Here is a 25,967-nt window from a genome sequence, read left to right on the forward strand (position 1 = left end):
CGCCATCGAAAGCATGCACATGCAACTGCGCAAGATCGTCAAGAACCGCGGCCACTTCCCCAGCGACGACGCCGCCAGCAAATTACTCTATCTGGCCTTGCGCAACATCGAGAAGGACTGGAAGATGCCGCCTATCACTTGGCGGCAAGCAGCCAATCAGTTCGCCATTCTCTTCGGCGAGCGCTTCACCTGCGCCATCAGCTGAGATTTTTTTACCGACCTCAGCACACAAGATTTCTGACAGGTCCTTCGACGGCGCCCGCTCACGTGAAAGCGCCAATAGAAACGCGTCTGCGACAACACGATCAACTGATTACTGAAGCTTCAATCGCATCGCTGATTCTTATGGGTTACGTCTTGTGGCCTGGATCTAACGTGACTCCGATCACCTCAATGTCAGTGTCAGAAAGACGCGAGATGATTTCGAACGCGTTCGGCGTCGCTTATGTGCGCGGGCAGCGATCTCCACGAAAGCGCCCCAAACCTATTTCGGGGCGACGCCGTCGGAATACCACTCAGATCTTTACCGCTCCAACCCTGCCTTAACCAGCAACTCCGCCAGCACTTCCGTCATCCCGCCTTCATGCGCATCAGCTTGCGCCTTAAGTTGCTGAACGAGCTTCTCATCCAGCTTGCACGCGAACGGCACCAGCCCTTTGGCCTGATCCAGCTTGCGCTGCTCACGCCGATCCACCTTCGCCGGCTCCGTCGCGCCCGCGCGGCCTTTGCCGCCTTGCTTCAAATCATTGGCGAGTTTGAAGGCCTTGGTTTGTTCCAACTGAAATTTGTTCACGCGATGCTCCGTTGCAGCGTTTTGATGATCGAGGGCTGTATTGTAAAGCTCACGCCCGGCTCGCCAGCGTCAGCGCATCGATGCGTTCGCGCATGCGTCGCCAATGGGAGCCTTCCCAGAACACGCGACGACAGACATCGCAGGTGACGAAGCGCGTGTGCCGCTCGCGCACGCCTTCGGGCACGCGGTCGCCGACTTCATCGAGCGTGGTGCGTCGAAGCGGCGCGTTGCACATCAAACATAGGCGAAATGCGTGCATATGCGGCGCAAGTCCCAGCCGATCCGCGACTTCGCGAAACTGCGCGTCCGGTTGCAGCGCGCGCACGTAGCAGCCATGCAGCACCGTGCGGCGCTTGAGCAACTCACGATCGCGCGTGAGCACGATGCGCGATTCTTCATTCGCGAGGCGCTCGATTTCATCGTCAGGGAAGTTGTTGTCGTAGCGCGTGTCGAAACCCGCGAGCCGCAGGATTTGCGCAAGTCCGCCGAGATGCGCATCGGCGATAAAACGCAATGCGTCGATACGCAATGGCGGACGCAGCAGCAACGCGCCGTGCTCCATTCCGCGCGGGACGTGCCGCGCCGGGTAAATATCGAGCAAATCATTCACGCCGATCTGCGCATCGAAGCCCGCCGGATGCCCGTTGCGCACGATCAGCTCGACTTCCGTATGCGGCACGCCCAGCGCCTCGATCATATGTTTCGCCGACGACGCTTTCGGGCACGCACACGCGAACGTCTGCCCGCGCTGCGCCCGCGCAATAAAGTCGTTCAATTCCCGATGAAAGTGAAAGCGCGCCTGGACCATACGGCCAAGTATGGCATCGGCGGGTTCTGCGCGCTGCCGGTCGATATGCTCTACTGGCGGCCGAAAACACGTTACGGAGCATGGGCATGGATATCGGATTTATCGGCTTGGGCGAAATGGGCAGCGCAATGGCAGTCAACGCGCTCAAAGCCGGTCACATGGTGCGCGTCTGGAACCGTTCACGCGATAAAACGCGCGCGCTGGCGGATCAGGGCGCATCGGTGGTGGATACGCCGGAACAAGCCTTCTCCGGCGATGCCGCGTTTTCCATGCTCGCCGATGACCACGCGCTGCGCTCCGTTCTTGTCGATGGCGGCTTGCTCAAGCAGGCGCCGAAGGGTCTGGTTCACGTCAACATGGCGACGATTTCCGCGGCGCTGGCGATCGAACTGGCCGAATTGCATAAGCAGCATGGCGTGGCGTACGTCGCCGCGCCGGTGCTCGGCCGGCCGGATGTCGCGGCGGCGGGCAAGCTGAATATTCTCGCGGCGGGCGCGGATGCGGATATCGATCGCGTGCAACCCGTGTTCGATGTGCTCGGCCAGAAAACCTGGCGCGTCGGACAGGAACCGCAGCACGCGAATGTGCTCAAGCTCGCGGCGAATTTCATGCTGGCATCGGCAATCGAAAGTTTTGGCGAAGCGGCGGCGCTGGTCAGCGGCCACGGCATGCCCGCGCAGACGCTGCTCGACGTAATTACCCATTCTCTCTTCCCCGGTCCGGTGTATGCGGGCTACGGGAAAATGATCGCCGATGCGCGCTACGAACCGGCAATGTTCAAGGCGCGCCTCGGCCTCAAGGACGTGCGCCTCGCCATCGCTGCGGGCGATGCGGTGAACGTGCCGCTTCCGCTCGCAAGCGTAGTCCGCGACAACCTCGTCGATGCACTCGCGCACGGCGACGGCGAGAAGGATTTCGCAGTGCTCGGACGCGTGGCGGCGCGGCGCGCGGGACAACAATCGTGAGAATTGCGATGGCGAATCGTCTGCATGAACGGGCGTGCTGTTTGCTTCGCAGGAAGAAAAGCGGGGAGGCGCACATGGTTTCGATCGGTCGAAGTCTGATGCTTGGTGCGGTGGTCGGCGGGATGTTGGCCGCTGCGTCCGCGCAAGCCGATGACACGCCCAGCCCGTGCCGGGCGCTCAAGCGGATCGTATCGGTGGCGCCGAATTTTTCGTCGCTGAGTGCGCTGGATGGACGGCCCATCGCGCTCGTTTATGGCGATGACGCGGAATGCGTCGCATCGCAAAATAATTACGTTTGTTCGTGGACGCCGCGCGGCCGGTCGAGCGCGGACGCGTTGCAGGGCGTCGCGGCGGATATCGCGGCGTGTCTGCCCGACGCGACGCACGATCAGAACTCGGCGGCGCGTCAGCACTTTTATATGGGCGCGCGCGGTGCACGTACGGAAATCACGGCGTCGCAGGCGGGCGACAACAAACTGAAACTTGAGATATTCGGATCGCGGTGAGGGCATCGTGAGCAAGCGGATCCTGATTGCCGATGACAACGGCGATGCACTCGCCGGTCTCGCCAATCTGCTGAACGAAATGGGGCACGAGGTGGCATTCGCTGCGGGCGGTGCGCAGGCTGCCGAAGTCGCGCAGCAATTCGCGCCGGACGTTGTGATCGTCGATCTCGGCACGCCAGTCGTCGAGGGCCTCGCCGCCGCGCGTTCACTGCGCGCCCTCCCGAACGGCTACGCGATGCTGCTCGTCGCGCTGACCGGTTGGGGCCAGCCCCAACACCGCGAAATGACGCAAGCCGCTCGTTTCGACGTGCATCTCGTCAAACCGATCTCCGCGGACCAACTCGATTTCATCCTGTCGATGACGCAGCCTTAGAGCGTTTCATCGAATTGGTATACCGGTTGTTGCAACGCACCAAAACTATCTGTATAGTTACTTCTGTCTCCTCCATGTCTCCACTGATATGGATTCAGCCCGCCAACCTAGGCGGGCTTTTTTTCGTCTTTAGACCGCGAAAATGCAAAAAGCCGATCCGCAATCAAGCGAACCGGCTTTTTTCGACTGAAGCGCTAAAAAACGATCAGCGCGCCAAACCCGCTTCCTCGTCCGCGCCGATGGCCAGATTCATACACTGAATCGCCGCGCCCGATGCGCCCTTGCCCAGATTGTCCAGCCGCGCGACGGTCACGAAGCGCTCGTCATTCCCAAACACGAAAATATCGACGCGATTGGTGTCGTTGCACGCTTGTACGTCGAAGAAGCCGTCATCGAGGTTGTCGGCGGCATCGAAAGGCATCACACGGATAAACGGCTCGTTCGCGTAATACTCGGCGAGCGTGTCGCGCACGTCTTGCGGTTTCGCGCGGCGGGCGAGCTGATCCGGCGAGAAATACGTCGTCACGGCCAGACCCTTCAGGAACGGTCCGACGATCGGCGTGAAAATCGGCGCGCGCTTCAGGCCCGTGCGCACCGACATTTCCGGCAGATGCTTGTGCGTCAGACCCAGCGCGTAGGCGCGCGGGCCCATCAGACGCGCGTCGCCGCCCGCTTCGTAATCGGCGATCATCTTTTTGCCGCCGCCGCTGTAGCCGGTGATGGAGTACGCGTGGGCTTCGAAATCGGCGGAAAGGATGCCGCCCGCAACCAGCGGCTGCACCGACAGCACGAATGCCGATGCATGGCATCCCGGCACCGCGATGCGCTTGGCCGTGCGCAGACGCTCGCGCTGCGCTTTCGTCAGTTCCGGCAGACCGTACGCCCAGTCGTCCTGCGTACGGAACGCCGTGCTGGCGTCGATTATCACCGTGTTGTGGTTGTCCGGCGCGACCAGCGACACGGATTCGCGCGACGCCACATCCGGCAGACACAGGAACGTGACGTCCGACGCGTTGATCAGGCGGCGGCGTTCTTCGACGTCCTTGCGCTTTGCATCGTCGATACGCAACACCTCGATGTCACGGCGCTGCGACAGATATTCGAAAATCTTCAGGCCGGTGGTGCCTTCCTGTCCGTCGACAAATACTTTCGTGGTCATCTCGATCTCGCTGGTTCGTTGCCGGCGCGCGCGTGCGCTTGCCGCAGAACTGCACATTTTAGTGCGATTTCGAGACGCGATGATGTACGGCGTTATTTTCCGGCCCAACGCGTTGTGACTGCCGCAACACGCGCGCCGAACGCCTTCGCGGTTTCCAGATCTCCCGGAGGCGGCGCTTCTTCCGGCGACGCATCCGCAGGCGATTGCGTCAGCAAACCCGTGAATCCGCCGACGAAGTTCAGGTCGTTGCGCGTCGCCGCCTTGGTGTTCGACGGCATGATGCCCGCGCCAACCCAAACCATGCCGTGCTGCATGGCCAGCGTGACGAAATAGGAGATCGTCAGAAATTTGTCGCCGTTCATGTGCGCGGAGTTGGTGAAACCGGCGGCGATCTTGTCTTTCCACTTTTGCGCGAGCCACGGTTTGGAACTAGCATCGGCAAATTTCTTGAAGTCGGCGGATGGGCCGCCCATGTAGGTCGGCGCGCCGAAAATAATGGCGTCGGCGGCGTCGAGTTCGGTCCAGGCGTTGTCGTCGATATCGCCGACGGCCAGCAGTTTCGCGCTCGCGCCGGCTTCGTTTGCGCCCGCGAGCACCGCCTCCGCGACTTTCTTCGTGTGACCGTAGCCGCTGTGATACACGATCAGGATATTCGGCATGATTTCCTTTGGCCGCGCGCGCCGGACGGCGTCGTCGATGCAGACGAGTCTAGCAAAGCCAATTTGCCGGTTATCGGCGCAAGCGCACGCTCGGACGACTATCGGCCGTACTCGAACGTGAGTTGCGCCGTGGCGAGCGCCATCGTGCGGATTTCGTGATCGAACATCAGCGCTGGCGTGCCTTGGCGCAGGCGAAGGTCATCGCTGCCGAGCGCGTAGACTGTGATGACATATCGATGCGGTTTGCCGGGCGGCGGGCACGGGCCGCCGTAGCCATCGGTGCCCCAGTCGTTGCGAGCCTGAACCGCGCCCAGCTTTCCCAACGCGCCCGATGCGCTCGCGTTTGCCGGCAGATGCGTCACGCCGGCGGGAATGCCGGCGATCGCCCAGTGATACCAACCGCGCCCCGGCGCATCCGGATCGACGATGGTTACGCCGTAGCTTTTCGTCTCGGCGGGCGCGCCGCGCCAGGACAGTTGCGGCGAGTGATTGCCACCTTTGCATTCGGAGTCGTCGAAAAGCAGGTCGCGGCTGACGGGCTTGCCGGGAACGAGATCGGGGCTGGACAGCGTGAACGCCGGGTCGGCGGTTGCATCGTGCGAAACGATAAGAAGCGTGAGCGCACCGATTGAAACGAACACGAAAACAAGTCGATAAACCGAACCCACGATTCGACATGCGAGGCGCATGTGGCTGACTCCTGTCAGTAGCGTCGCGCGAATATCAGTGTTTCGCGGACTGCAACGATGTTTTTTGTCTCAGGGATGCGCTTCGTACGAAGTTGCAGTTTAACATTGCAACAAAGCATTAAAAGCTTGATCCTTGAGACTAAACCTATAGCGGTTTTTCACGCGGTTCGAAGCACACGCCGACACAGCGACGAAATCGCACGAATTTCTTTCAGAACATGAGCAATCTGACGTTGATTCGCAGGGCATTCAATCGAACCAGAATAGAGGTGAAGTAAATGAGCCAGCGAATAAAGGTCATCATCGCAGACGATCACCCCGTTATTTTGTTCGGCGCCACGCAAGCGCTTAACAAATTTCCGGAAGTCGATGTTATCGGACAGGCGCGCCAATCGACCGAACTCGTTCAGTTGCTGCAAAAAGGGCCGTGTGACGTCCTCGTAACGGATCTCGCCATGCCCGGCGGCGCTTACGGCGACGGCATGCCGCTGCTCGGCTACATCGGGCGGCAGTTTCCGCGTTTGAAGCTCGTGGTGCTGACCATGCTCGAAAATCCCGCGCTGCTCAAGCGTCTGCGGGAAGTCGGCGTCATGTCGATCATCAACAAAGCCGACGACATGAACCATATCGGCTGGGCCATTCAGCACGTCATGCGCGGTCAGGAATATCTCGGGCCATCGGTGAAGGCGGCGCTCGACAGCATGGGCATGGGTTCGAGTGGACAACAGCGCAGCGTGATTCTCTCCAAGCGTGAACTGGAAGTCGTGCGCCTGTTCGTGTCGGGAATGACGATTACCGAAATCGCTGCTCAATTGCGGCGCAGTATCAAAACGATCAGCACGCAAAAGAACACGGCAATGCGAAAACTCGGTATCGAACGGGATTCCGAGCTATTTCAATATGCCCAAAGCAACGGATTAATGAATTTATCTGCCTATTCGGGCGATGGTTCGCTGGAAGATACACCGGTTTCGAATCCGGATTCGGTTTAATCGAATAATTCCGGGCGAAATGAAAAAAAGCCGCTGACTCATCAGCGGCTTTTTCATTTTTACGGCTTTTGAGCATTCGATGCTTATTGCGGCGCTGAAGTCGCGCCACCGTGCGCAGCCGACCATTCCGCCGGCGCGTGCAGGAATTTCTCGACTTCATCGAGCGTTTTCGTTTCGAAATAGCCCTGTTCCTTCGCGACGCGCAACACGTCCCACCACGTGGCGAGCGCGTGCAGGTTCACGTCGATGTCCTTCAGTACGGACACGCTTTCCTTGAAGATGTTGTAGTGGAACAGCACGAAGCAGTCGTTCACCTTCGCGCCCGCCGTACGCAGCGCGTTGATGAAGTTGATCTTGCTGCGGCTGTCCGTGGTCAGATCTTCCACCAGCAGCACGCGCTGGCCTTCGGTCAGCAGACCTTCGATCTGCGCGTTGCGGCCGAAACCCTTCGGCTTCTTGCGCACGTATTGCATCGGCACCATCAGACGGTCGGCGACCCACGCCGCGAACGGAATGCCCGCCGTTTCGCCACCGGCGACGGCATCGATCTGTTCATAGCCGACGTCGCGCAGGATGGTGGCTTCGGCCATTTCCATCAGGCCGCGACGCACGCGCGGATACGAAATCAGCTTGCGGCAGTCGATATAAACCGGGCTTGCCCAACCGGACGTGAAGATGTACGGCTTCTCGGCGTTGAAGTGCACCGCTTGAACTTCGAGCAGCATTTTCGCGGTGGTGTCGGAGATCGTCTGGCGATCGAAGCCTGTCATGGGCGAATCCTTGGACTTGATGGTGGCGCTTCAGAAGCGGGAGGCGGCCGCGCGGGCCTTTGGCGCAGGTTCGACGCAGAACGGGCCGATTACAACGACGTTCGATGCGTTTGCTGCGCGCGTAGAACGCTATTTTACTTGACTTCGCTACTGTTGCGAAATGCGCGATGAGCCTATGACTTTTGGTCAGGTTGTCTTTGGCGGCAGCAGGCGCGCATACTCGCGGCACTTTTCGCCGCTTACTTATGACGCCCGCTTCCTCCCTTCCCAAACATCGTCCGATGCAAGCGCTCGTCGCGTCTATTCTTGGCTACGCGATGGACGGCTTCGATCTGCTGATCCTCGGGTTCATGCTTCCCGCCATCGCTGCCGATCTGCATCTGACGCCGGCGCAAGCCGGATCGCTCGTAACGTGGACGCTCGGCGGCGCGGTCGCGGGCGGCGTGGTGTTCGGCGTGTTGTCGGATTACTTCGGCCGCGTGCGCATGCTCACCTGGACGATTCTGCTGTTTGCCGTGTTCACCGGCTTGTGCGCGTTGTCGCGCGGCTATGACGATTTGCTGATCTATCGCACGATCGCGGGAATCGGGCTGGGCGGGGAGTTCGGTATCGGCATGGCGCTGGTGGCGGAGGCGTGGCCGGCGCATATGCGCGCGCGCGTTTCATCGTACGTCGGACTGGGTTGGCAGCTTGGCGTATTGGCCGCCGCGCTGCTAACGCCGCTGCTGCTGCCGATGATCGGCTGGCGCGGCATGTTCGCGGTCGGCTTGCTGCCGGCGCTGGTGTCCTTCGTCGTGCGCCGACATGTCGATGAACCCGCGATGTTCATCGAACGAAAAGCCACGCCGAAAAAGAAACTGCCGCTGCGAAATCTCTTCGATACACCGCGAAACGCCCGCGTGAGTATCGGCGTGATCGTGCTTTGCTCGGTGCAGAACTTCGGCTACTACGGGCTGATGATCTGGCTGCCGAGTTATCTCTCGAAAACGTTCGGCTATTCGCTGACGAAGTCGGGTTTGTGGACGGCAGTGACCGTGCTCGGCATGGCGCTTGGCATCTGGCTGTTCGGCGTGGCGGCGGATCGCTTCGGGCGCAAGCCTGCGTTTCTGTTCTATCAGATTGGCGCGGTCGTGATGGTCTTCGTCTATTCGAATCTGACAAGTCCGGGCGCGCTTCTGATCGGCGGCGCGGTGATGGGCGTGTTCGTCAACGGGATGATCGGCGGATACGGCGCGCTGATCTCCGAGCTGTATCCGACCGAAGCGCGCGCGACTGCGCAGAACGTGCTGTTCAATATCGGCCGCGCGGTAGGCGGACTCGGGCCGGTCGTGGTCGGCGCGCTGGCGCAGCAGTATTCCTTTGCAATCGCGCTCGCGCTGTTGGCATCGATCTATCTGCTCGATGTGCTCGCGACGTTGTTTCTTATCCCCGAGAAGCGCGGCGCGGAACTGGAATAAGTGCGCGCAAGCCCGCGTCAATGCTGCTTCGCGCCAATCCATGCGCGGGGTGTACACTGTTTGTCCCAAAAATAACTAAGGCTCCGTACGTTTGTTTCATCCTTGGCGAGCGTAACGCTGCGTCTATCCGGCGCGTCGAGCGACTGAAGACATTGGCCAATCGAATCACACCCGCACTCAATGTTCTGCGGTCGTCGGCGTGTGAACCTCCTGTTCAGAAAATTTCCAAGGTCTCAGGATAATCAGGTCAATCATGGACGAACAACTCAAGCAAAGCGCTCTCGCGTATCACCAAAATCCGCGTCCCGGCAAGATTTCGGTCACTCCGACCAAGCCGCTTTCCAATCAGCTCGATCTCTCGCTCGCGTATTCGCCCGGCGTCGCCGCCGCGTGTATGGCGATCTACGAAGAACCGCTCGATGCGCAGAAGTACACCTCGCGCGCGAACCTCGTCGGCGTGGTGACGAATGGCACGGCCGTGCTCGGCCTCGGCAATATCGGCCCGCTCGCGGCCAAGCCGGTGATGGAAGGCAAGGGCTGCCTGTTCAAGAAGTTCGCGGGCATCGACGTGTTCGATATCGAGTTGAACGAAACCGATCCGGACAAATTGGTCGATGCGATCGCGATGCTCGAACCGACGCTCGGCGGCATCAACCTTGAAGACATCAAGGCGCCGGAATGCTTCTATATCGAAAAGAAGCTGCGCGAGCGGATGAAGATTCCCGTTTTCCATGACGATCAACACGGCACGGCGATCATCGCTTCGGCGGCGATTCTCAACGGCCTGAAAGTGGTCGGCAAGAAGCTGGACGAAGTGAAGCTGGTTTGCTCGGGCGCGGGCGCGGCGGCGATCGCGTGTCTGGATTTGCTGGTCGATCTGGGCCTGAAGAAATCGAACACGCTGGTGACAGATTCGAAGGGCGTGATCTACGAAGGCCGCGGCAACCTCGATGCATCGAAGGAACGCTATCAGGCCACGACCGACGCACGCACGCTCGCCGATGCGATGCACGGTTGCGACGTGTTCCTCGGCTGTTCGAGCGCGGGCGTGCTGAAAGCGGAAATGGTCCAGACCATGGCCGACAAGCCGCTGATTCTGGCGCTGGCGAATCCGGAACCGGAAATCCGCCCGGAAGAAGCCAAGCGCGTGCGTCCGGACGCGATCATCGCGACGGGCCGTTCGGATTATCCGAATCAGGTGAACAACGTGCTGTGCTTCCCGTTCATCTTCCGCGGCGCGCTGGATGTGGGCGCGACGACCATCACGGAAGAGATGAAGCTCGCGTGCGTGCGCGCGATTGCGGAACTTGCCGAAGAAACCGATCAGGGCGATGAAGTCGCCAAGGCGTACGAAGGTCATTCGCTGGAATTCGGTCCGGAATACCTGATTCCGAAGCCGTTCGATCCGCGTCTCATCATCAAGATCGCGCCGGCGGTTGCGCAAGCCGCGATGGATTCGGGCGTGGCGACGCGTCCGATCCAGGATATGGATGCGTATCGCGAGACGCTTGGCGCGACGGTGTATCGCACGGGCATGGTGATGCGCCCGGTGTTCGCGGCGGCAAAGGCTGCGCCTGCGCGCATCGTGTTCGCGGAAGGCGAGGACGAGCGCGTGCTGCGTGCCGCGCAGTTCGTGCTGATGGAGAAGATTGCCAAGCCGATCATCGTCGGACGTCCGGCGGTCGTCGAGATGCGTTTGCAGAAGATGGGCTCGAAGCTCAAGCCGGGCACCGACTTCGAAATCGTGAATCCGGAAGACGATTCGCGGTATCAGAAGAGCTGGCAGGCGTATCACGAAATCGCCGCGCGTCAGGGCGTGACGCCGGATAGCGCGAAGGCGGCGCTGCGCAAGTTCAACACGCTGATCGGTGCGATTCTCGTGCATACCGGCGACGCGGACGGCATGATCTGCGGTTTGATCGATACGTATCAGGATCACCTGAAGTTTGTCGAACAGGTGCTGGGCAAGTCATCGGATGCGCAGAATTTTGCGGCGATGAATCTGCTGATGCTTCAGGGCCGCAATATCTTTATCAGCGATACCTACGTCAACGAAACGCCGACGCCCGAGCAACTCGCCGACATGACGATTCTCGCCGCGCGCGAAATCGAACGATTCGGCATTCAGCCGAAGGTGGCACTGGTGTCGAACTCGAACTTTGGCAGCGTGCCGAGCGCGTCGAGCAAGCGGATGGCGGAAGCGCGCAAGTTGATCGCGGAGCGTGCGCCGCATCTGGAAATCGATGGCGAGATGCATGGGGATGCGGCTTTGTCCGAGACCGTGCGTAAGGCTGCGTTCCCGGGGACGACGCTTACGGGTGAGGCTAATTTGCTCATCATGCCGAATGTGGAAGCGGCGAATATCACGTACAACTTGCTCAAGATGGTGAGCGGGGAAGGCGTGACGGTTGGGCCGTTCCTTTTGGGGGCTGCTAAGCCTGTGCATATTTTGACGCCGGCTGCGACTGTAAGGCGGATTATTAATATGACGGCGGTGGCTTCGGCTAATGCTGGAGTGGCGAAGGCTAAGTAACGAGCTTTTGCTGATGTGAAAACGGCGATCCGGGTGACCGGATCGCCGTTTTTGTTTGCCACTTTATGCCTGACGCAGGCGCAGGTTTCAATTCAGATAACGCCGAGTTACGCGACGGCGCGCTTCTCTCCGCCCTCATTATTCCGCCACCGCGCCAGCAGCTTCTCCCATTTAACCTTCGCCGCCTTCACGTTGTTTTCCTTGACGTGGCCATACCCGCGCATCGCGTCCGGCAAGTTGGCGAGTTCCAAAGCCAGCGACATCTTCTGCGCCGATAGCCCGCCGATCAACTCACGCATCAGCGCCTCATACTCGCCAATCAACGCGCGTTCCATCTTGCGTTCTTCCGTGCGCCCGAACGGATCGAGCGCCGTGCCGCGCAAGAACTTGAACCGCGTCAACACGCGCATCGCGGACATCATCCACGGGCCGTATTGCTTTTTGATCAAGTGCCCGTGTGCATCCTTCTTTGATGTCGAAGGCGGCGCGAGGTGCATCTTGATCTTCCAATCGCCTTCGAAGCTGCCGCGAATTTTCTCGATGAAAGCCGGATCGGCATAAAGACGCGCGACTTCGTACTCGTCCTTATAAGCCATCAGCTTATGCAGATTCTTCGCGACGGCTTCGGTAAGCAAATACTCTCCCGCGCCAACAGTTGCTTCGGCGGCCCGCACTTCCGCGACCAATCGACCATATCGCGCCGCGTAAGCAGTGTTCTGATACTTCGCCAGGTAATCCAGCCGCTTGTCGATCAACGCATCGAGCGCTTTCGGCGTATGCAACGCAATTACCTTGCTTGCGGGCGCGGCATCCGAAGCACCCTGCGTCATACGCTTCAACGCGTCCAAATCGTGCGCCGCGCGCCGTCCCCATTCGAATGCCGCCAGATTCTTCTCGACCTGCACCGCATTCAGTTCGATCGCGCGCGTCAGCGATTCATGGCGCAACGGAACCCAGCCTTTCTGCCACGCAAAGCCGAGCACGAACGGATTCGTGTAAATCGCATCGCCCATCAGCGCGACGGCGAAGCGGTTGGCATCGACCAAGGCAACGTGCTGACCAGCGGCCGCGCGGATATCCGCCTCGGCGCTCACGCCCGGAAAGCTCCAGTTCGGATTCTTGATGAACTCCGCCGTCGGCGTTTGCGCGCTGTTCACAACCGCGCGCGTGTGATCCGGCTGCATGCGCGATCCGCATTCATTGCTTGCCGTGACGATTGCATCGCAGCCGATCACGAGATCCGCTTCGCCCATCGCGATACGCGTCGCATGGATATCCGCCGGCCGGTTGGCGATCTGCACGTGGCTCATCACAGCGCCGCCTTTCTGCGCGAGGCCGGTGACATCGAGCACGGTCACGCCTTTCTGCTCCAGATGCGCCGCCATGCCGAGCAGCGCGCCGATCGTCACGACGCCCGTTCCGCCGACGCCCGTCACCAGCACGCCGTACGGCCGCGCGATTTCCGGAAGCTCGGGCGTAGGCACGGGCGGCATCGTGTCTTCGGCGACGCTCGTTGCCTTCGGCTTCTTCAACTGACCGCCTTCGATTGTCACGAAGCTCGGGCAGAAGCCGTTCACACACGAATAGTCCTTGTTGCACGTCGATTGATTGATCTGCCGCTTCGTGCCGAATTCCGTTTCCAACGGCTCGACCGACAAACAGTTCGACTTCACCGAGCAATCACCGCAACCTTCGCACACCGCCTCGTTGATGACGACACGCTTGGCCGGATCGGGAAACGCGCCGCGTTTGCGACGGCGACGCTTCTCAGTCGCGCAGGTCTGGTCGTAGATCAGAATCGACGTGCCCGAGATTTCGCGCAGTTGGCGCTGAATATCGTCCAGTTCATCGCGATGATGCACTTCGATGCCCGGCGCTAAACCCACACTCGCGTCGTACTTCTCCGGCTGATCGGTCACGATGACGATCTTCGTTGCGCCTTCCGCCGCGAGCTGATGCGTGATCTGCGGCACGGTCAGCACGCCATCGACGGGCTGGCCGCCGGTCATGGCGACCGCATCGTTATAAAGAATCTTGTAGGTGATGTTCACCTTCGCCGCGATCGATGCGCGAATGGCGAGCAGCCCCGAGTGGAAATACGTGCCGTCACCGAGATTGGCGAAAACGTGTTTGTCGTTCGAAAACGGCGCCTGGCCGACCCACGCGACGCCTTCGCCGCCCATCTGGCTGAACGTGCTGGTACTGCGATCCATCCACACCGTCATGTAGTGACAGCCGATGCCCGCCATCGCGCGCGAGCCTTCCGGCACGTTCGTCGATGTGTTGTGCGGACAGCCTGAGCAGAACCACGGCTTGCGCTCCGCTTCCACGCGCGGGCGCGCGAGCGATTTTTCCTTCGCATCGATCACCGCGAGGCGCGCGGCGATGCGCGCGCGGACATCCGCGGGCAAATCGAACTTTTCGAGACGCGTGGCGATTGCCTTGGCGATGATCGCCGGCGACAACTCGTAATGCGCGGGCAGCAGCCAATTGCCCATCGGCACAGACCATTCGCCGCCTGCGCCGTCTTTCTCATCGAACTTGCCGTAGACGCGCGGGCGCTGCGCATCGGGCCAGTTGTACAACTCTTCCTTGATCGCGTATTCGAGAATCTGGCGCTTTTCTTCGACGACCAGAATTTCCTCGAGGCCACGCGCAAATTCGTGCGCGCCTTGCGCTTCGAGCGGCCACACGCAGCCGACTTTGTAGAGACGAATGCCGATCTGCGAGCAGGTTGCATCGTCGAGACCGAGATCGGTCAGCGCCTGACGCACGTCGAGATATGCCTTGCCGCCGGTCATGATGCCGAAGCGCGCTTGCGGCGAATCGATTTCCACGCGGTCGAGCTTGTTTGCGCGCACGTAGGCGAGCGCGGCGTACCACTTGTAGTCGAGCAGACGCGCTTCCTGCACGAGCGGCGGATCGGGCCAGCGGATATTCAGGCCGCCGTCGGGCATCGCGAAATCGGTCGGAATCACGATCTTCGTGCGATGCGGATCGATATCCACCGAAGCTGACGATTCCACCACGTCGGTCACGCATTTCATCGCGACCCAGAGGCCGGAATAGCGGCTCATCGCCCAGCCGTGCAGGCCGAAATCCAAGTATTCCTGCACGTTCGATGGAAACAGCACCGGCAGCCCGCACGCCTTGAAAATGTGCTCCGACTGATGCGCCAGCGTCGATGACTTCGCGGCGTGATCGTCGCCCGCGAGCACCAGAACGCCGCCGTGCGCGGCCGAGCCAGCGGAATTGCCGTGCTTGAAGACATCGCCCGAACGGTCTACGCCGGGACCTTTGCCGTACCACATCGAAAACACGCCGTCGTGTTTCGCGCTCGGGTACAGATTGACTTGTTGCGAACCCCACACGGCGGTGGCGGCGAGATCTTCGTTCACGCCTGGCTGGAACACGATCTGATGCGCGGCGAGATGTTTCTTCGCCTTCCACAAAGACTGATCGAGACCACCGAGGGGAGAACCGCGATAACCGGAGATGAAACCGGCGGTATTGAGACCGGCGGCTTTGTCGCGCTCTTGCTGGAGCATCGGCAAGCGGACCAGCGCCTGGATGCCGCTCATATACGCGCGGCCGCGTTCGAGCGTGTATTTGTCGTCTAGCGTGACGGATTTCAACGCGGCTTCTAGCGAAGCTCTTTGTTCTGCGTCTAGCGGGGCGTTCATTATGTGTCTTCCTCCACCCGAGGTTTGGGATCACCAAAGCATGATTCGGGCCGCTCGCGTCTTGTGGACGCTCAGGCCGGGACTTCCATTTTGCGGATGCACGGACTTTCGAGACAGTGGGACAAACCCGTTGAAAAAATGCGTGCTTACCGATTGAATGCGTCAAAACGGTGAAGCTTTGACGAGGTTCGCGTTAGTTTTGTTACGGCGTGTAAATCTGACACGGTTGCGGAACTGTTCACCGATTTCCTGTCTAAAATGGCGCCTTCGCGGTTTTCTGTGTCAGTGAATTCTCGCTCGTAAGCCGCGAAAGCAAGCCGTACACATGCAGTTAGAAGGAGATAAAGAAATGAAACAACGCCACATCCACAATTTTCTGATGGTCTCGGCGGCCTTTTTCGCTATCAACGCGCCCGTTGGCGCGCGGGCGGATGCGTCGTCGTTCGGGGCATCGTCGATTCATCCGGTAGCGCAAACGCGCGCCGTGACAGTGCCGGCGAGCGCGCAAAAGCGCGGCAACACCGAACATAACGAGGACGATAAAGCCGTCTGATTCTTACCGCGCGCCAGGCTACGGGCGCTTAAACGAAAAAAGGGACATGTCTTGCATGTCCCTTTTTTGCGTCCGCTGCGCTTAGCTTGTCGATGTGTCCTTCAACACGCCGCGCCGCATTTGATCCAGTTCGATCGATTCAAACAGCGCCTTAAAATTGCCTTCGCCGAATCCCTGATTGCCCTTGCGCTGGATGATCTCGAAGAAGATCGGGCCGATTTGATTCTCAGTGAAGATTTGCAGCAGGATTTCGTCCTTCGTTCCGTCGATCAGAATCTTGCGCTTCTTCAGCTCCGCGACGTTCTCGCAATGTCCCGGCACGCGGCGATCCACCAGTTCGTAGTACGTGTCGATGGTATCGAGCAACGCGATCTTCGCGCTACGCAGGCCATCGACGGTTTGGTAGATATCGCCCGCGCCGAGCGCGATGTGCTGAATACCTTCGCCGCGATACGCGTCGAGATATTCCTGAATCTGTCCGGCGTTTTCCGAACCTTCCTCGTTGATCGGAATGCGGATTTTGCCGCACGGCGACGTCATCGCCTTCGACTTCACCGCTGTCACTTTCCCTTCGATATCGAAATAGCGTACTTCGCGGAAATTGAAGAGGCGCTCGTAGAACTCGGCCCATTCGACCATCCGACCGCGATGCACGTTGTGCGTCAGGTGATCGATATACGTCAGCCCGTGTCCGGCCGGATTCGCCACGGCGCCCGGAATCGGCTCGAAATCGACGTCGTAAATGCTGATATCGCCGATGCTGCCCGGCTGCGCGCCATTCTTCCCACGCCAGCGATCCACGAAGTAAATCAGCGAATCGCCGATGCCTTTGATCGCGGGAATGTTCAATTCCATCGGACCCGTTTTATTGTCGAAGCCCCACGCGCCGAGGTCGAGCGCGCGTTTGTAGGCTTGCGCGGCATCGGCGACGCGGAAGGCGATGGCGCAAATCGACGGGCCGTGCATGCGCGCGAATCGCTGGGCGAACGAATCCGGCTCCGCATTCACAATAAAGTTGATTTCGCCCTGCCGATACAGCGTCACATCTTTATGCCGATGCTTCGCAATCGCCGTGAATCCCATTTGCTCGAACAGCTTGCCGAGCGCGACCGGATCCGGCGCGGTGTATTCGATGAACTCGAAGCCGTCGGTGCCGACGGGATTTTCCCAAGTGGAAGCGGTCATGCGTGTCTCCTGAAATCGTTCTGGCGCGATTGCGCGACGTGGAGACAGTTTAGTGAACCGCGCGCGATAAATTCTTGCGAAACAAATCGCCGCTTTCTACTATTGCGCACGATGCTGCCAATCATGGCGGTAATGGAGACAGAAAATGGCCGACCCGGAACTCGACACGATCGATCGCCGCATCCTCGCGATTCTTCAGGAAAACGGTCGCCTATCGAATCAGGAGATCGCGGATCGCGTGAATCTGTCGCCGAGTCCGTGTTTGCGGCGCATCCGACGTTTGGAAGAGGCGGGCGTGATTCGCGGTTACGTCGCGCTGCTCGACGCCAAGAAAATCGGCCTCGGATTGCTGGCGTATATCAACGTTCGACTGGAAAAGCGCGGCGGCATGCAGGCGGCGGCCGGCACGCCGAATCAGCCGACACACGGCGATTTTTTCCGCGATGCCGTGCGTTCATGGCCCGAAGTCGTCGCCTGCGATGCGATGACCGGCGAAATGGATTTTCTGCTGCGCGTTCAAGTGCGCGACATGGACCACTTTTCGCGCTTCGTGCAAGACCAGTTGCTGCACCATCCATCGGTCATTGACGTGCGGTCGAGTTTTTCGCTCGAGCGAATCAAGGAAACGACCGCTTTGCCGCTGGCCTGAAACGACAAGGGCGACCGAAGTCGCCCTTTGTTTGAATCGGCATATTAAGCCGCGCTGGCAGTAGGCATGAACGCCCGAAAGACCTGCGATGCGCTGAACGCCTGACGCTTGATGGCGTAATCGAACACGGCGGCTTGCTCCTGAAGCATTTCCGCCATGAGACTCGTTTGATCGGCGGGCGTGAGCGAGAGATACGCGTCAGCTTCGCCGTAGGCGAATTCGATCTTCATGCCCGACTTTCTGGCGATATGCATCATCGTCTTGTTGCGCGACAGGCAGTGCATATAGAGCACGGAAACCTGCGTGTTGCGGCTGCGCATGGCCGCGCGCTCGAACAGCTTCGAGCCGATACCGCGCCCGCGCGCACTTTCCAAAACGGAAACACCGAACTCGGCAGTGCGCTTATCGCCTTCAGCCTGCAGATAAGCCAGATGGCCGACGCCGATCAATTGAAGCGAACTGTTGAACACGCCGAATACGACGTCGTTCGTGAAGTTGAGATTGCGTACGTAATTCTCGATGACGTGATCCGGCACGATCTGACCGAAGCGCAGCAGGCGGTCGTCTTCATCGAGTGCGAGGAAGTGGGTCAGCAGACGCTCGCGATCCGCCGAAGACAACTCGCGGACGAGCACGGGCAAGCGCGCGGCGTCCGGCGCGACGATCTGCTCGGCGTTGCGGTTGATGACTAGTTCCACGGTTTCCTCCTTATTCATCATGCTGCATAGCAAAATGAATTTTACTCGATCACAACGAAGTGAGTACGGGAAAACCCTTAAAAACGTGCTGAGGATGCGTTCTAAATAGCTACTGCAAACGTTTAAAGTTTATTATTATCAATAAGTTAAACGTGATGCGTGTACGCAACGTCGTGAAATGCTGCGCTGCAAAATTTCGTCACGCCGCGTTCCCCAGACCGTTTTCGATCATATCGACGACTTGTTCCGCAAAATCGCCGTAGCCGAGCTTGCCGCCGGGCTTTAGCCACGTGAACGTCCAGTTGATCATGCCGAAGACCATCATCGTGAGAGCGGTCTGGTTTTCGCGGCTGACACGCTTCGGGTACGCCCGCGCCAATTGCCGCGTGAACGCCGCGACGATATCGCGTTGACGGTCGAGCACGATCTCGCGCTGCGCATCTTCCAGATACTTCACGTCGTTGAGCAGCGCGACATGCCGGCTGTGCGATGTCTCGTACTCGGTCAAAAACGCCCGCACGAGCGCCGCAAAGGCTTCGCGCTCGCCGAGTCCGCGCCGCTGACTCGTGCCTTCCACTTCCGCGATGATCAGCATCAGCCGCTTGGTGTAGCGGTCGAGCAAGTCGGAGAGGATCGCTTCCTTGCTCTCGTAATAGTGATAGAGCCGCGCTTTGGAGGTGCCGCTCGCGGCGGCCAGATCCGACATCGATGTGCTCGGATAGCTCGTCTGCGCGAATTTCGCGGCGGCGAGTTCGAGAATCTGTTCGCGTTGAGTTTCGTGGTCGGGCGCTTTGGTACGGGCCATGTCGAAGAGTGCGTTTCTTTTTGGTTTAGCGGCGCAATTCGGCTTGAGCGATCTCCGACGGCGTGCCGCGTATTTTAAGCCGCCCGGCGGTGACGAGTTCGCGGCATCGCCAGAAGCCGACGGAGTCGCTGAGCAGGAAATCGAAGCGCCGCGTCATCGCCGTGCCGACGATTTTCGCCGAAGGCTGCCATTCCTCGTTGGCGACGTCGAGCAGCGCTTCATCGACATCGAGCCAGTTGGACGGCACGAGCATGTTGTCGCGCAGGCGGCGCGTTTCGGCGCTGGCGTACTTCGCTTCCTGCCATTCGAGCGCGAGACGGCTGATGCGCAGCACGGAAATCGGCGCGGCGGTGCGCAGTTTTTCGCGTAGCTGCTTCGGCGAGAACATGCCGACGGAGGTCGCGCCGTCCGGACGCGTGACGCTTTCCGGTTGCGCATCGTTCGCTGGAATCGATAAATCCAGATGCGTGAGCCTGGCTTCGTTCAGCCGTTGCGGCGCGTTGCGCAAGTGATAGGCGACGCGGCGCAGTGTCAGTTGATCGGCGGCGCTTTGTCCGTGCCAGATCACGATTTGCGCATCGCCGCGCGCGAGTTGGCCGAACAGCGCGAGTTGATTGTCGAGATCGTCTTCGAAATCCTGCGCGCTGTTCAGCACTTGCCGCCAGAACGTGGCGCGCGCGGGCGACGAATCGTCGATATCGCGCAGCGGGCCGACCGCCAGGTCGTCGCGCAAGGCGATCACGCGCTCATCGCGCTCGGCGAGCTTCAGTGCTTGCGTAAGCGATTGAGCCGCGCAATCGCCATTCGCGACGTGAATCGTGTTCATCTTGACGGGCTGCATAGAAGGGTCGAAGGGCAGCCCAAGTTTAAGCGATCGATGCGTGTCCGGTTGTGGCGCGGCGCGCTTTCAAACGGTTCCGCGGGTTTGGGGCGCGGCGAAATCCTCTGCATCGACGTCGTAACCGGACGGTTCCCAGCGAATCGCGAACAGCGCGGTCAGCCCGACGAACGGCGCAATCGCGATAATCCAGAAAACTTTCGTGCCGAGCGCTGCCGACAGCACGGGGAACAGGAACAGCGACACCGTGGAACTGGCGCGCATCAGCGTTTGATTGAAGCCGACGCCCACGCCGCGCAGCGATGTCGGATAGCTCAGCGACGCAAATGTCATGCTGTGCGATCCTGGCCCAATGCCTTGCCCGAGCAGGAACGCGGCCAGCAAGCCAAGCGCGAACGCGACTTGCGGGGCTGTCGTCGGCTTTCCGACGATCGCCAGGCCGACGAGCGCCGTCAACTGGAACGCGTAGCCGATCACGGTCAGATTCCACGCGCCGAACTTCGGCACGATCCGCACCGAAATCAGCCCGCCGACGAACGCGAAGCAGAGATTGAGCGCGAGCGACGCGAGAATCGTCGTGAGAACGGACTGCGCGAGGAAGCTGGAAATGATCACCGGCAAGCCGAACGCCACCGCGTTGTACGCAAAGGACGATGCAATTGCGATCACGGTCGCCAGGACCGTGCGGCGCAGATAGACACCGCGCAGCAGCGCGCCGTAATTGCTCCACGATGCGCGGCGCGCTTTCGGCGCGGCCGCTTTGGCGTCCACGCGTGCATCGATGCCGTAGGAGCGTTTGAGAATCTCGGCGGCACCGTTCAAATCGCCCTGATTCGCCGCCCACACCGGCGATTCGCTCATATAACGGCTGCGAACCAGGATGATCGCGATGGCCGGAACCGCGCCGAAGCCGAGAATCAGCCGCCACAGCAGACCGGACTGATGCGCGGGCAAAACGGCGTATAAACCGAGCACCAACAAATAGGAGATGCTGATCGCCGCGTACCACGTCGGGCACCACATCGCGACACGCGCAGCTTTGTTGCCACGGCCTTGCAGACGCGAAAACTCCGCGAGAAACGCCATCGCCACCGGCAAATCGATACCGACGCCGAGGCCCATCACGAAGCGCGCACCGCCGAGCACCCACGCGTTCGGCGCGAGCGCACAAGCGATTGCCGCGATCACGAAGAAGAACATATCGGCCATGAACACGCGGTATCGGCCAATTTTGTCGGTGAAATAGCCGCCGAGAAACGCGCCGATGATCGCGCCGAACGTAATCGCCGATGCGACGAAACCGGTTCCGGTCGGCGTCAGCGAGAATTCGCGGGCGATATCCTTGACGCCGAACGCGAGCGCGCCGAGATCGTAGGCATCGAGGAAAACGCCGCCGAGCGCGATCGCGACGACCACGCGCGCATCGCTGCCAATGGCCGCGCCGCGATTGACTAGGCTGGAGACGTCGGCGGCGCTGCGGATGACGGGGCGGGAATCGGAGGCATCGGCCCGTTTGGAGGCGAGGTCGGGCGCGAGGGAAGCTGACATGATCGTAAAAAGTTGTTGAGGCAAAGAATCGCGCGATCGTACTGGCAGGCGCGCGGTCGGCCAAATGCTTTTTTGCTATTTGTACATGCCGTGCGCGGTTCGGACGCTTCCCGCGCGGTGCGACAATGGCGTTCCTCTTTTCTTCCCTTATTTCTCAAGCATGTCGTCAGATGAAAGTGCCGCAACGATGAATGTCGCGATTGTCGGAGGCGGACCGGCCGGGTTGATGGCCGCCGAAGCGCTCGCGGCGGGCGGCGCGCGCGTGGACGTGTTCGACGCGATGCCATCGGTCGGGCGCAAGTTCCTCATGGCGGGGAAAGGAGGCATGAATCTGACGCATTCGGAACCAGCCGACGCGTTTCGGGCGCGCTACGGCGAGCGTCGCGCGAATATCGCGCCGCTGCTCGATCGTTTCGATGCCGATGCATTGCGCGCGTGGGTGCACGGGCTTGGCGTGGATACGTTCGTCGGCAGCTCGGGCCGCGTGTTTCCCACTGATATGAAAGCCGCGCCGATGTTGAGGGCTTGGCTGCATCGGCTGCGCGGGGCGGGTGTGCGGCTGCATATGCGGCATCGCTGGCTGGGCTGGGCGGACGATGGCGTTTCCGTTTCGCGCTTCGCGACGCCCGAAGGCGAAAAGCTGATCCGACACGACGCGCTGATTCTCGCCGTCGGCGGCGCGAGCTGGCCGCAGCTTGGTTCCGATGGTCGCGCTGTTGCTCAGATTGCAGCGCGCGGCGTGGACGTCGCGCCGTTCCAGCCATCGAATTGCGGTTTCGAAGTCGATTGGACGCCGCTTTTTCGCGAGCGCTTTGCGGGCGAGCCGCTCAAATCCGTGGCGATTTCCGCAAATGGCGTCGATGGGTGGCGTGTCGGCGAATGTTTGATCACCGAGCACGGAATCGAAGGTAGTTTGATTTACGCGCTGTCCGCGCCGATTCGCGATCGGATTGCGGCGAGTGGAGAGGCGGGCGCGGAGATTCTGCTGGATCTCGCGCCGCAACTGTCCGCTGAACGCGTGCGCGAAGAAGTGTTGCATCCGCGTGGCGCGCGTTCGTTGTCGAGTCATTTGCAGAGCCGTTTGCATATCACTGGCGTGAAAGCGGGCTTGCTGCGCGAATGCCTGAGCAAGGAAGCCTTCACCGATCTCGATACGCTCGCCGCGCGCATCAAAGCCTTGCCGCTGCGCCTGCGACGCCCGCGCCCGATCGCCGAAGTGATCAGCAGCGCGGGCGGCGTCGCGTTCGAATCACTCGATGAGAAGCTGATGCTCACCGCGCTGCCCGGCGTGTTCTGCGCGGGCGAAATGCTCGACTGGGAAGCGCCGACCGGCGGTTATCTGCTGACGGCGTGCTTCGCCAGCGGAATCGTCGCGGGCGAGGGCGCGCTGGTGTGGCTCGCTAAGCAGTAACCAGCCGCCACAGCGACGTTACTTCCTTCGAGCGCGCCGCGTACAGCGGATCGGTCTTGTCCGCCGCGCGCGGATGATGCGGCTTCACATCGATCCGGCCATCCACTTTTAGACCGGCGGCATCGATCCATTCCTGAAGTTGTGCGCGCGTGCGCAAACCGAGATGCTCGGAGAAGTCCGACAGAATCAGCCAGCCTTCGCCGCCGGGCGTCAGATGCGCGCTGAGTCCATCGAGAAAGCCGCGCAGCATGCGGCTGTCGGGATCGTAGATCGCGTGTTCGATTGCCGAACTCGGTCGTGCAGGCAGCCACGGCGGATTGCAGACGATGAGCGGCGCGCGGCCTTCGGGAAACAGATTCGCCTCGATCACACCGATTTGCTTGCTCAGCCCGAGGCGCTGAATGTTCTCGCGCGCGCAATCGAGGGCACGCGGATCGACATCGGTTGCAATCACGCGCTCGACGCCGCGCCGCGCCAGCACAGCCGCGAGCACGCCCGTGCCGGTGCCGACATCGAACGCGAGTGACATCGACGGCAAAGGCTGATTCGCCACCAGATCGACATACTCGCCGCGAACCGGGGAAAACACGCCGTAGTACGGATGAATCTTCCCGCCCGTCGCGCGCACCTCGACGCCGTTCTTGCGCCACTCGTGCGCGCCGACCAGCCCGAGCACCTCGCGCAACGACACCACCGACGCTTCATCGGCAGGCCCGTACGCTTCCTCGCACGCCTCGCGCACGTCCGGCGCGCGGCGTAGCGGAATTGCGTATTGCGCGTCGAGCGGGAGCACGATCATCGCCAACGTGCGCGCGCGTTGCGACTGCGAAAGCCGATGAAGATTGAACACATCGAGCGGCGAAGCGGGCGCGCCTTCCTTCTTCTTGCGCGGCTTCTTTTCGATACGGCGCGCCACCGCGAGCAGCAACTGCCGCGCGTTCTGGAAGTCGCCGCGCCAGAGAATCGCGGTGCCTTCGGACGCAAGGTGGAAGGCGTGATCGGCCGTCATCTGATCGTCGCCGATCACGACGCGCTTCGGCGGCTGATTGCCGCTTTCGGAGCGCCATCGAGCGGACAGGCTTTCGCCGTGTTCCTCCCAGTGGAGTCGCGTGTTGGCGTCGATCGGAGTGTTTTTCGATTGCATATGTATTAGAAGGCCCGGCAAAAAAGTCGATGGCGTGCATTTTGAGGCCAATTCGGGCGTGCGGGCGGTTTCATCGGCGGCTCATCTGCCGCACAAGCGGCGCTTGCCAATGACATTCAGGCACAATCAGCGCTTTGTCCGAACGCCGTCGCCTCATGAAACTCCGAGTTTTCGCCGCGATTTGCGCGGCTGCGCTTGCCACTCAGTTCACTTTCGCGCCGATTGCACGTGCGGCCGAACCTGCCAATAACGAGCGTTGGGTCAGCGCGTGGGGCACCGCATTGCAGTCGATTCCGCAACTGGCTGAACTGCCGCCGCTTTATCGCGCGCCGGAAGTCGGCGGCCGCACGGTTCGGCAGATTATCTATCCGCAGCTTGCAGGCAAGCAGATGCGGCTTCGAATCAGCAATCTATATGGGACGGAACGGCTCGTCGTCGAGTCGATGAGCGTGGCGCGCGGCGTTTCTGGCAGTAGCGCCGCGATTCGCGCGGGAAGCGCCCGCTCCGTGACGTTCGATGGACACAAAAGCGTGACCGTCGCGCCGGGCGCGCAGATCACGAGCGATTCAATCGGATTCGATATTGCGCCGTTTCAGCCGCTGGTGATCAGCAGTTTCATGGGCAAGGAGCAGAAACTCGTTGCGTGGCATCGCGTTTCGAATCAGGTCAATTACATTTCCACGCCCGGCGATCATGCGGACGATCCGTCCGCAACAGCCTTCCGCACGCGATTCACACAGTACGCGTGGCTGACGAACGTATCGGTCGAAAGTCCGACGGCGCAAACCGTGGTCGCCATCGGCGATTCGATTACCGACGGCATGCGTTCGTCGCTGAACGCGAATCGGCGCTGGCCGGATGTGCTCGGACGCGCGATCGCGGAGAAAAGCGGCGGGCAGGCGGCGGTCGTGAACGTGGGAATTAGCGGAAATCGCCTGCTCAGCAATTCGCCGTGCTACGGCGAAGCGCTCGTCAGCCGCTTCGAGCGCGATGCGCTTCGGCAATCCGGCGTGCGGTCGATCATCGTGCTGATCGGCATCAACGATATCAATTTCGCCGCGATGCCCGCCCACACCGGCCTCGACTGCGATGCGCCGCACACGCAAGTCAACGCGGACGCACTGCTGCGCGGCTATCAGCGACTAATCGCGCAGGCGCATCAGCGCGGCATCCGGATCTACGGCGCGACATTGACGCCGGCATCGCTGCCGCCCGAACGCGAGGCAATCAGAACGGCGGTGAACGAATCGATCCGCTCCAGCCACGCGTTCGACGGCGTGATCGACTTCGATCAGGCTCTGCGCGACCCAGCCCACCCAACCGCACTGCAGCGCCGATTCGACAGTGGCGACCACATCCACCCGAGCGACGGCGGATACGCCGCAATGGCCGCGGCAGTGCCAATCGACGTGGTTCTTGGAACGCCGAAACAGGGCAAATGAAGCGCCCATTAAAAAAGTTGCGTCATGGCCTTGTCATTCGCGTTTGCTTGGCCTAATATTCAGCCCCTCGTCGCAAGACGAAAGCTGCCGGTGAGAAACAGGCGGCCTCGAAAGTCAGCAGATTTGGAAGCGAAAGCAAAAAATACTGTTGACAACGATAAAAAGATTCTTCATAATCTCGTTTCTCTGCTGCTGATGCAGCGACGCAAGACGGAAGGGTAGTGAATTCGGTTTTGCGGTGTGCTCTTTAAAAACTAACAGTCGATAAGTGTGGGCGCTTGATGCGGGTGCGGCCGGTCTTTGGATC

General features: G+C 60.5%; 25 protein-coding genes. 11 read left to right on the top strand and 14 right to left on the bottom strand.

Annotation, left to right across the window (positions count from 1 at the left end):
• A partial coding sequence (locus P7F28_RS12720; RefSeq protein WP_277183261.1) for a transposase occupies nt 1–205 on the top strand: 205 nt, incomplete at its 5' end.
• Nucleotides 206–523: 318 nt separating this feature from the next.
• On the opposite strand, the gene P7F28_RS12725 is transcribed toward P7F28_RS12720, so the two are convergent.
• Together P7F28_RS12725 and P7F28_RS12730 are read right to left on the bottom strand one after the other, a co-directional pair.
• Complete coding sequence (locus P7F28_RS12725) at nt 524–793, bottom strand: hypothetical protein (protein ID WP_277184844.1); 270 nt, start codon at nt 791–793, stop codon at nt 524–526.
• 49 nt (nt 794–842) lie between these two features.
• Nucleotides 843–1,601: a Mut7-C RNAse domain-containing protein gene (locus P7F28_RS12730; protein WP_277184845.1), complete on the bottom strand. Its 759-nt coding sequence runs from the start codon at nt 1,599–1,601 to the stop codon at nt 843–845.
• Nucleotides 1,602–1,687: 86 nt separating this feature from the next.
• Between P7F28_RS12730 and P7F28_RS12735 the strand changes: the two genes are divergently transcribed.
• From P7F28_RS12735 to P7F28_RS12745, 3 genes are all read left to right on the top strand, one after another.
• A complete protein-coding gene (locus P7F28_RS12735; RefSeq protein ID WP_277184846.1) occupies nt 1,688–2,566 on the top strand; it encodes an NAD(P)-dependent oxidoreductase in 879 nt (292 codons plus the stop codon).
• Between the two features lie 74 nt (nt 2,567–2,640).
• Nucleotides 2,641–3,072, top strand: coding sequence for a hypothetical protein (locus P7F28_RS12740; RefSeq protein WP_370467307.1), 432 nt, complete (start codon nt 2,641–2,643; stop codon nt 3,070–3,072).
• Between the two features lie 7 nt (nt 3,073–3,079).
• The gene (locus tag P7F28_RS12745; protein ID WP_277184847.1) at nt 3,080–3,445 is read left to right on the top strand and encodes a response regulator; all 366 of its coding nucleotides are present in this window, start codon (nt 3,080–3,082) and stop codon (nt 3,443–3,445) included.
• A 205-nt stretch (nt 3,446–3,650) separates the two neighbouring features.
• Here the strand turns inward: P7F28_RS12745 and argC are convergent, their stop codons facing one another.
• From argC to P7F28_RS12760, 3 genes are all read right to left on the bottom strand, one after another.
• Nucleotides 3,651–4,604 carry an N-acetyl-gamma-glutamyl-phosphate reductase gene (gene argC, locus P7F28_RS12750; RefSeq protein WP_277184848.1) on the bottom strand — a complete coding sequence of 318 codons (954 nt, stop codon included), beginning with the start codon at nt 4,602–4,604 and terminating at the stop codon, nt 3,651–3,653.
• 92 nt (nt 4,605–4,696) lie between these two features.
• Complete coding sequence (locus tag P7F28_RS12755; RefSeq protein WP_277184849.1) at nt 4,697–5,263, bottom strand: flavodoxin family protein; 567 nt, start codon at nt 5,261–5,263, stop codon at nt 4,697–4,699.
• A gap of 98 nt (nt 5,264–5,361) precedes the next feature.
• The gene (locus P7F28_RS12760) at nt 5,362–5,952 is read right to left on the bottom strand and encodes a YbhB/YbcL family Raf kinase inhibitor-like protein (protein WP_277184850.1); all 591 of its coding nucleotides are present in this window, start codon (nt 5,950–5,952) and stop codon (nt 5,362–5,364) included.
• Nucleotides 5,953–6,230: 278 nt separating this feature from the next.
• Between P7F28_RS12760 and P7F28_RS12765 the strand changes: the two genes are divergently transcribed.
• Nucleotides 6,231–6,944, top strand: coding sequence for a response regulator (locus P7F28_RS12765; protein ID WP_277184851.1), 714 nt, complete (start codon nt 6,231–6,233; stop codon nt 6,942–6,944).
• An 83-nt stretch (nt 6,945–7,027) separates the two neighbouring features.
• Here P7F28_RS12765 and P7F28_RS12770 read toward each other — a convergent pair whose 3' ends face one another.
• On the bottom strand, nt 7,028–7,714 hold the full coding sequence (locus P7F28_RS12770; RefSeq protein WP_277184852.1) for an orotate phosphoribosyltransferase: 687 nt from the start codon (nt 7,712–7,714) through the stop codon (nt 7,028–7,030).
• Between the two features lie 281 nt (nt 7,715–7,995).
• Between P7F28_RS12770 and P7F28_RS12775 the strand changes: the two genes are divergently transcribed.
• Complete coding sequence (locus P7F28_RS12775; RefSeq protein ID WP_277184853.1) at nt 7,996–9,171, top strand: MFS transporter; 1,176 nt, start codon at nt 7,996–7,998, stop codon at nt 9,169–9,171.
• Between the two features lie 253 nt (nt 9,172–9,424).
• Nucleotides 9,425–11,704 (top strand): NADP-dependent malic enzyme, encoded by a 2,280-nt coding sequence (locus P7F28_RS12780; protein ID WP_277184854.1) that lies wholly within the window; start codon nt 9,425–9,427, stop codon nt 11,702–11,704.
• Between the two features lie 107 nt (nt 11,705–11,811).
• Here P7F28_RS12780 and P7F28_RS12785 read toward each other — a convergent pair whose 3' ends face one another.
• On the bottom strand, nt 11,812–15,387 hold the full coding sequence (locus tag P7F28_RS12785; protein WP_277184855.1) for an indolepyruvate ferredoxin oxidoreductase family protein: 3,576 nt from the start codon (nt 15,385–15,387) through the stop codon (nt 11,812–11,814).
• A gap of 349 nt (nt 15,388–15,736) precedes the next feature.
• Between P7F28_RS12785 and P7F28_RS12790 the strand changes: the two genes are divergently transcribed.
• Complete coding sequence (locus P7F28_RS12790; protein ID WP_277184856.1) at nt 15,737–15,940, top strand: hypothetical protein; 204 nt, start codon at nt 15,737–15,739, stop codon at nt 15,938–15,940.
• A gap of 81 nt (nt 15,941–16,021) precedes the next feature.
• Here P7F28_RS12790 and hppD read toward each other — a convergent pair whose 3' ends face one another.
• Nucleotides 16,022–17,125, bottom strand: coding sequence for a 4-hydroxyphenylpyruvate dioxygenase (gene hppD / locus P7F28_RS12795; RefSeq protein WP_277184857.1), 1,104 nt, complete (start codon nt 17,123–17,125; stop codon nt 16,022–16,024).
• A gap of 145 nt (nt 17,126–17,270) precedes the next feature.
• On the opposite strand from hppD, the gene P7F28_RS12800 reads away from it, so the two are divergent.
• Nucleotides 17,271–17,774 carry an Lrp/AsnC family transcriptional regulator gene (locus tag P7F28_RS12800; protein ID WP_277184858.1) on the top strand — a complete coding sequence of 168 codons (504 nt, stop codon included), beginning with the start codon at nt 17,271–17,273 and terminating at the stop codon, nt 17,772–17,774.
• A 44-nt stretch (nt 17,775–17,818) separates the two neighbouring features.
• Here the strand turns inward: P7F28_RS12800 and P7F28_RS12805 are convergent, their stop codons facing one another.
• The 4 genes from P7F28_RS12805 to P7F28_RS12820 all read right to left on the bottom strand — a co-directional run bounded on the left by P7F28_RS12805 (nt 17,819) and on the right by P7F28_RS12820 (nt 21,663).
• Nucleotides 17,819–18,490 (bottom strand): GNAT family N-acetyltransferase, encoded by a 672-nt coding sequence (locus tag P7F28_RS12805; protein WP_370467308.1) that lies wholly within the window; start codon nt 18,488–18,490, stop codon nt 17,819–17,821.
• A 181-nt stretch (nt 18,491–18,671) separates the two neighbouring features.
• Nucleotides 18,672–19,277 (bottom strand): TetR/AcrR family transcriptional regulator, encoded by a 606-nt coding sequence (locus P7F28_RS12810; protein WP_277184860.1) that lies wholly within the window; start codon nt 19,275–19,277, stop codon nt 18,672–18,674.
• 25 nt (nt 19,278–19,302) lie between these two features.
• Nucleotides 19,303–20,103, bottom strand: coding sequence for a DUF1835 domain-containing protein (locus tag P7F28_RS12815; RefSeq protein WP_277184861.1), 801 nt, complete (start codon nt 20,101–20,103; stop codon nt 19,303–19,305).
• Between the two features lie 81 nt (nt 20,104–20,184).
• Nucleotides 20,185–21,663 carry an MFS transporter gene (locus P7F28_RS12820; RefSeq protein ID WP_277184862.1) on the bottom strand — a complete coding sequence of 493 codons (1,479 nt, stop codon included), beginning with the start codon at nt 21,661–21,663 and terminating at the stop codon, nt 20,185–20,187.
• 187 nt (nt 21,664–21,850) lie between these two features.
• Between P7F28_RS12820 and P7F28_RS12825 the strand changes: the two genes are divergently transcribed.
• The gene (locus P7F28_RS12825; RefSeq protein WP_277184863.1) at nt 21,851–23,074 is read left to right on the top strand and encodes a TIGR03862 family flavoprotein; all 1,224 of its coding nucleotides are present in this window, start codon (nt 21,851–21,853) and stop codon (nt 23,072–23,074) included.
• Here P7F28_RS12825 and P7F28_RS12830 read toward each other — a convergent pair.
• On the bottom strand, nt 23,064–24,218 hold the full coding sequence (locus P7F28_RS12830) for a class I SAM-dependent methyltransferase (protein WP_277184864.1): 1,155 nt from the start codon (nt 24,216–24,218) through the stop codon (nt 23,064–23,066). The two genes, P7F28_RS12825 and P7F28_RS12830, sit on opposite strands and share 11 nt — an antisense overlap.
• Before the next feature lie 155 nt (nt 24,219–24,373).
• On the opposite strand from P7F28_RS12830, the gene P7F28_RS12835 reads away from it, so the two are divergent.
• Nucleotides 24,374–25,660 carry an SGNH/GDSL hydrolase family protein gene (locus P7F28_RS12835; protein WP_277184865.1) on the top strand — a complete coding sequence of 429 codons (1,287 nt, stop codon included), beginning with the start codon at nt 24,374–24,376 and terminating at the stop codon, nt 25,658–25,660.
• 114 nt (nt 25,661–25,774) lie between these two features.
• Here P7F28_RS12835 and P7F28_RS12840 read toward each other — a convergent pair.
• The coding region (locus P7F28_RS12840; RefSeq protein WP_277184866.1) for a hypothetical protein at nt 25,775–25,967 on the bottom strand (193 nt) is incomplete at its 5' end.

This window comes from Caballeronia sp. BR00000012568055, from assembly GCF_029439455.1.
In the GTDB taxonomy this organism is placed as follows: Bacteria; Pseudomonadota; Gammaproteobacteria; order Burkholderiales; family Burkholderiaceae; genus Caballeronia.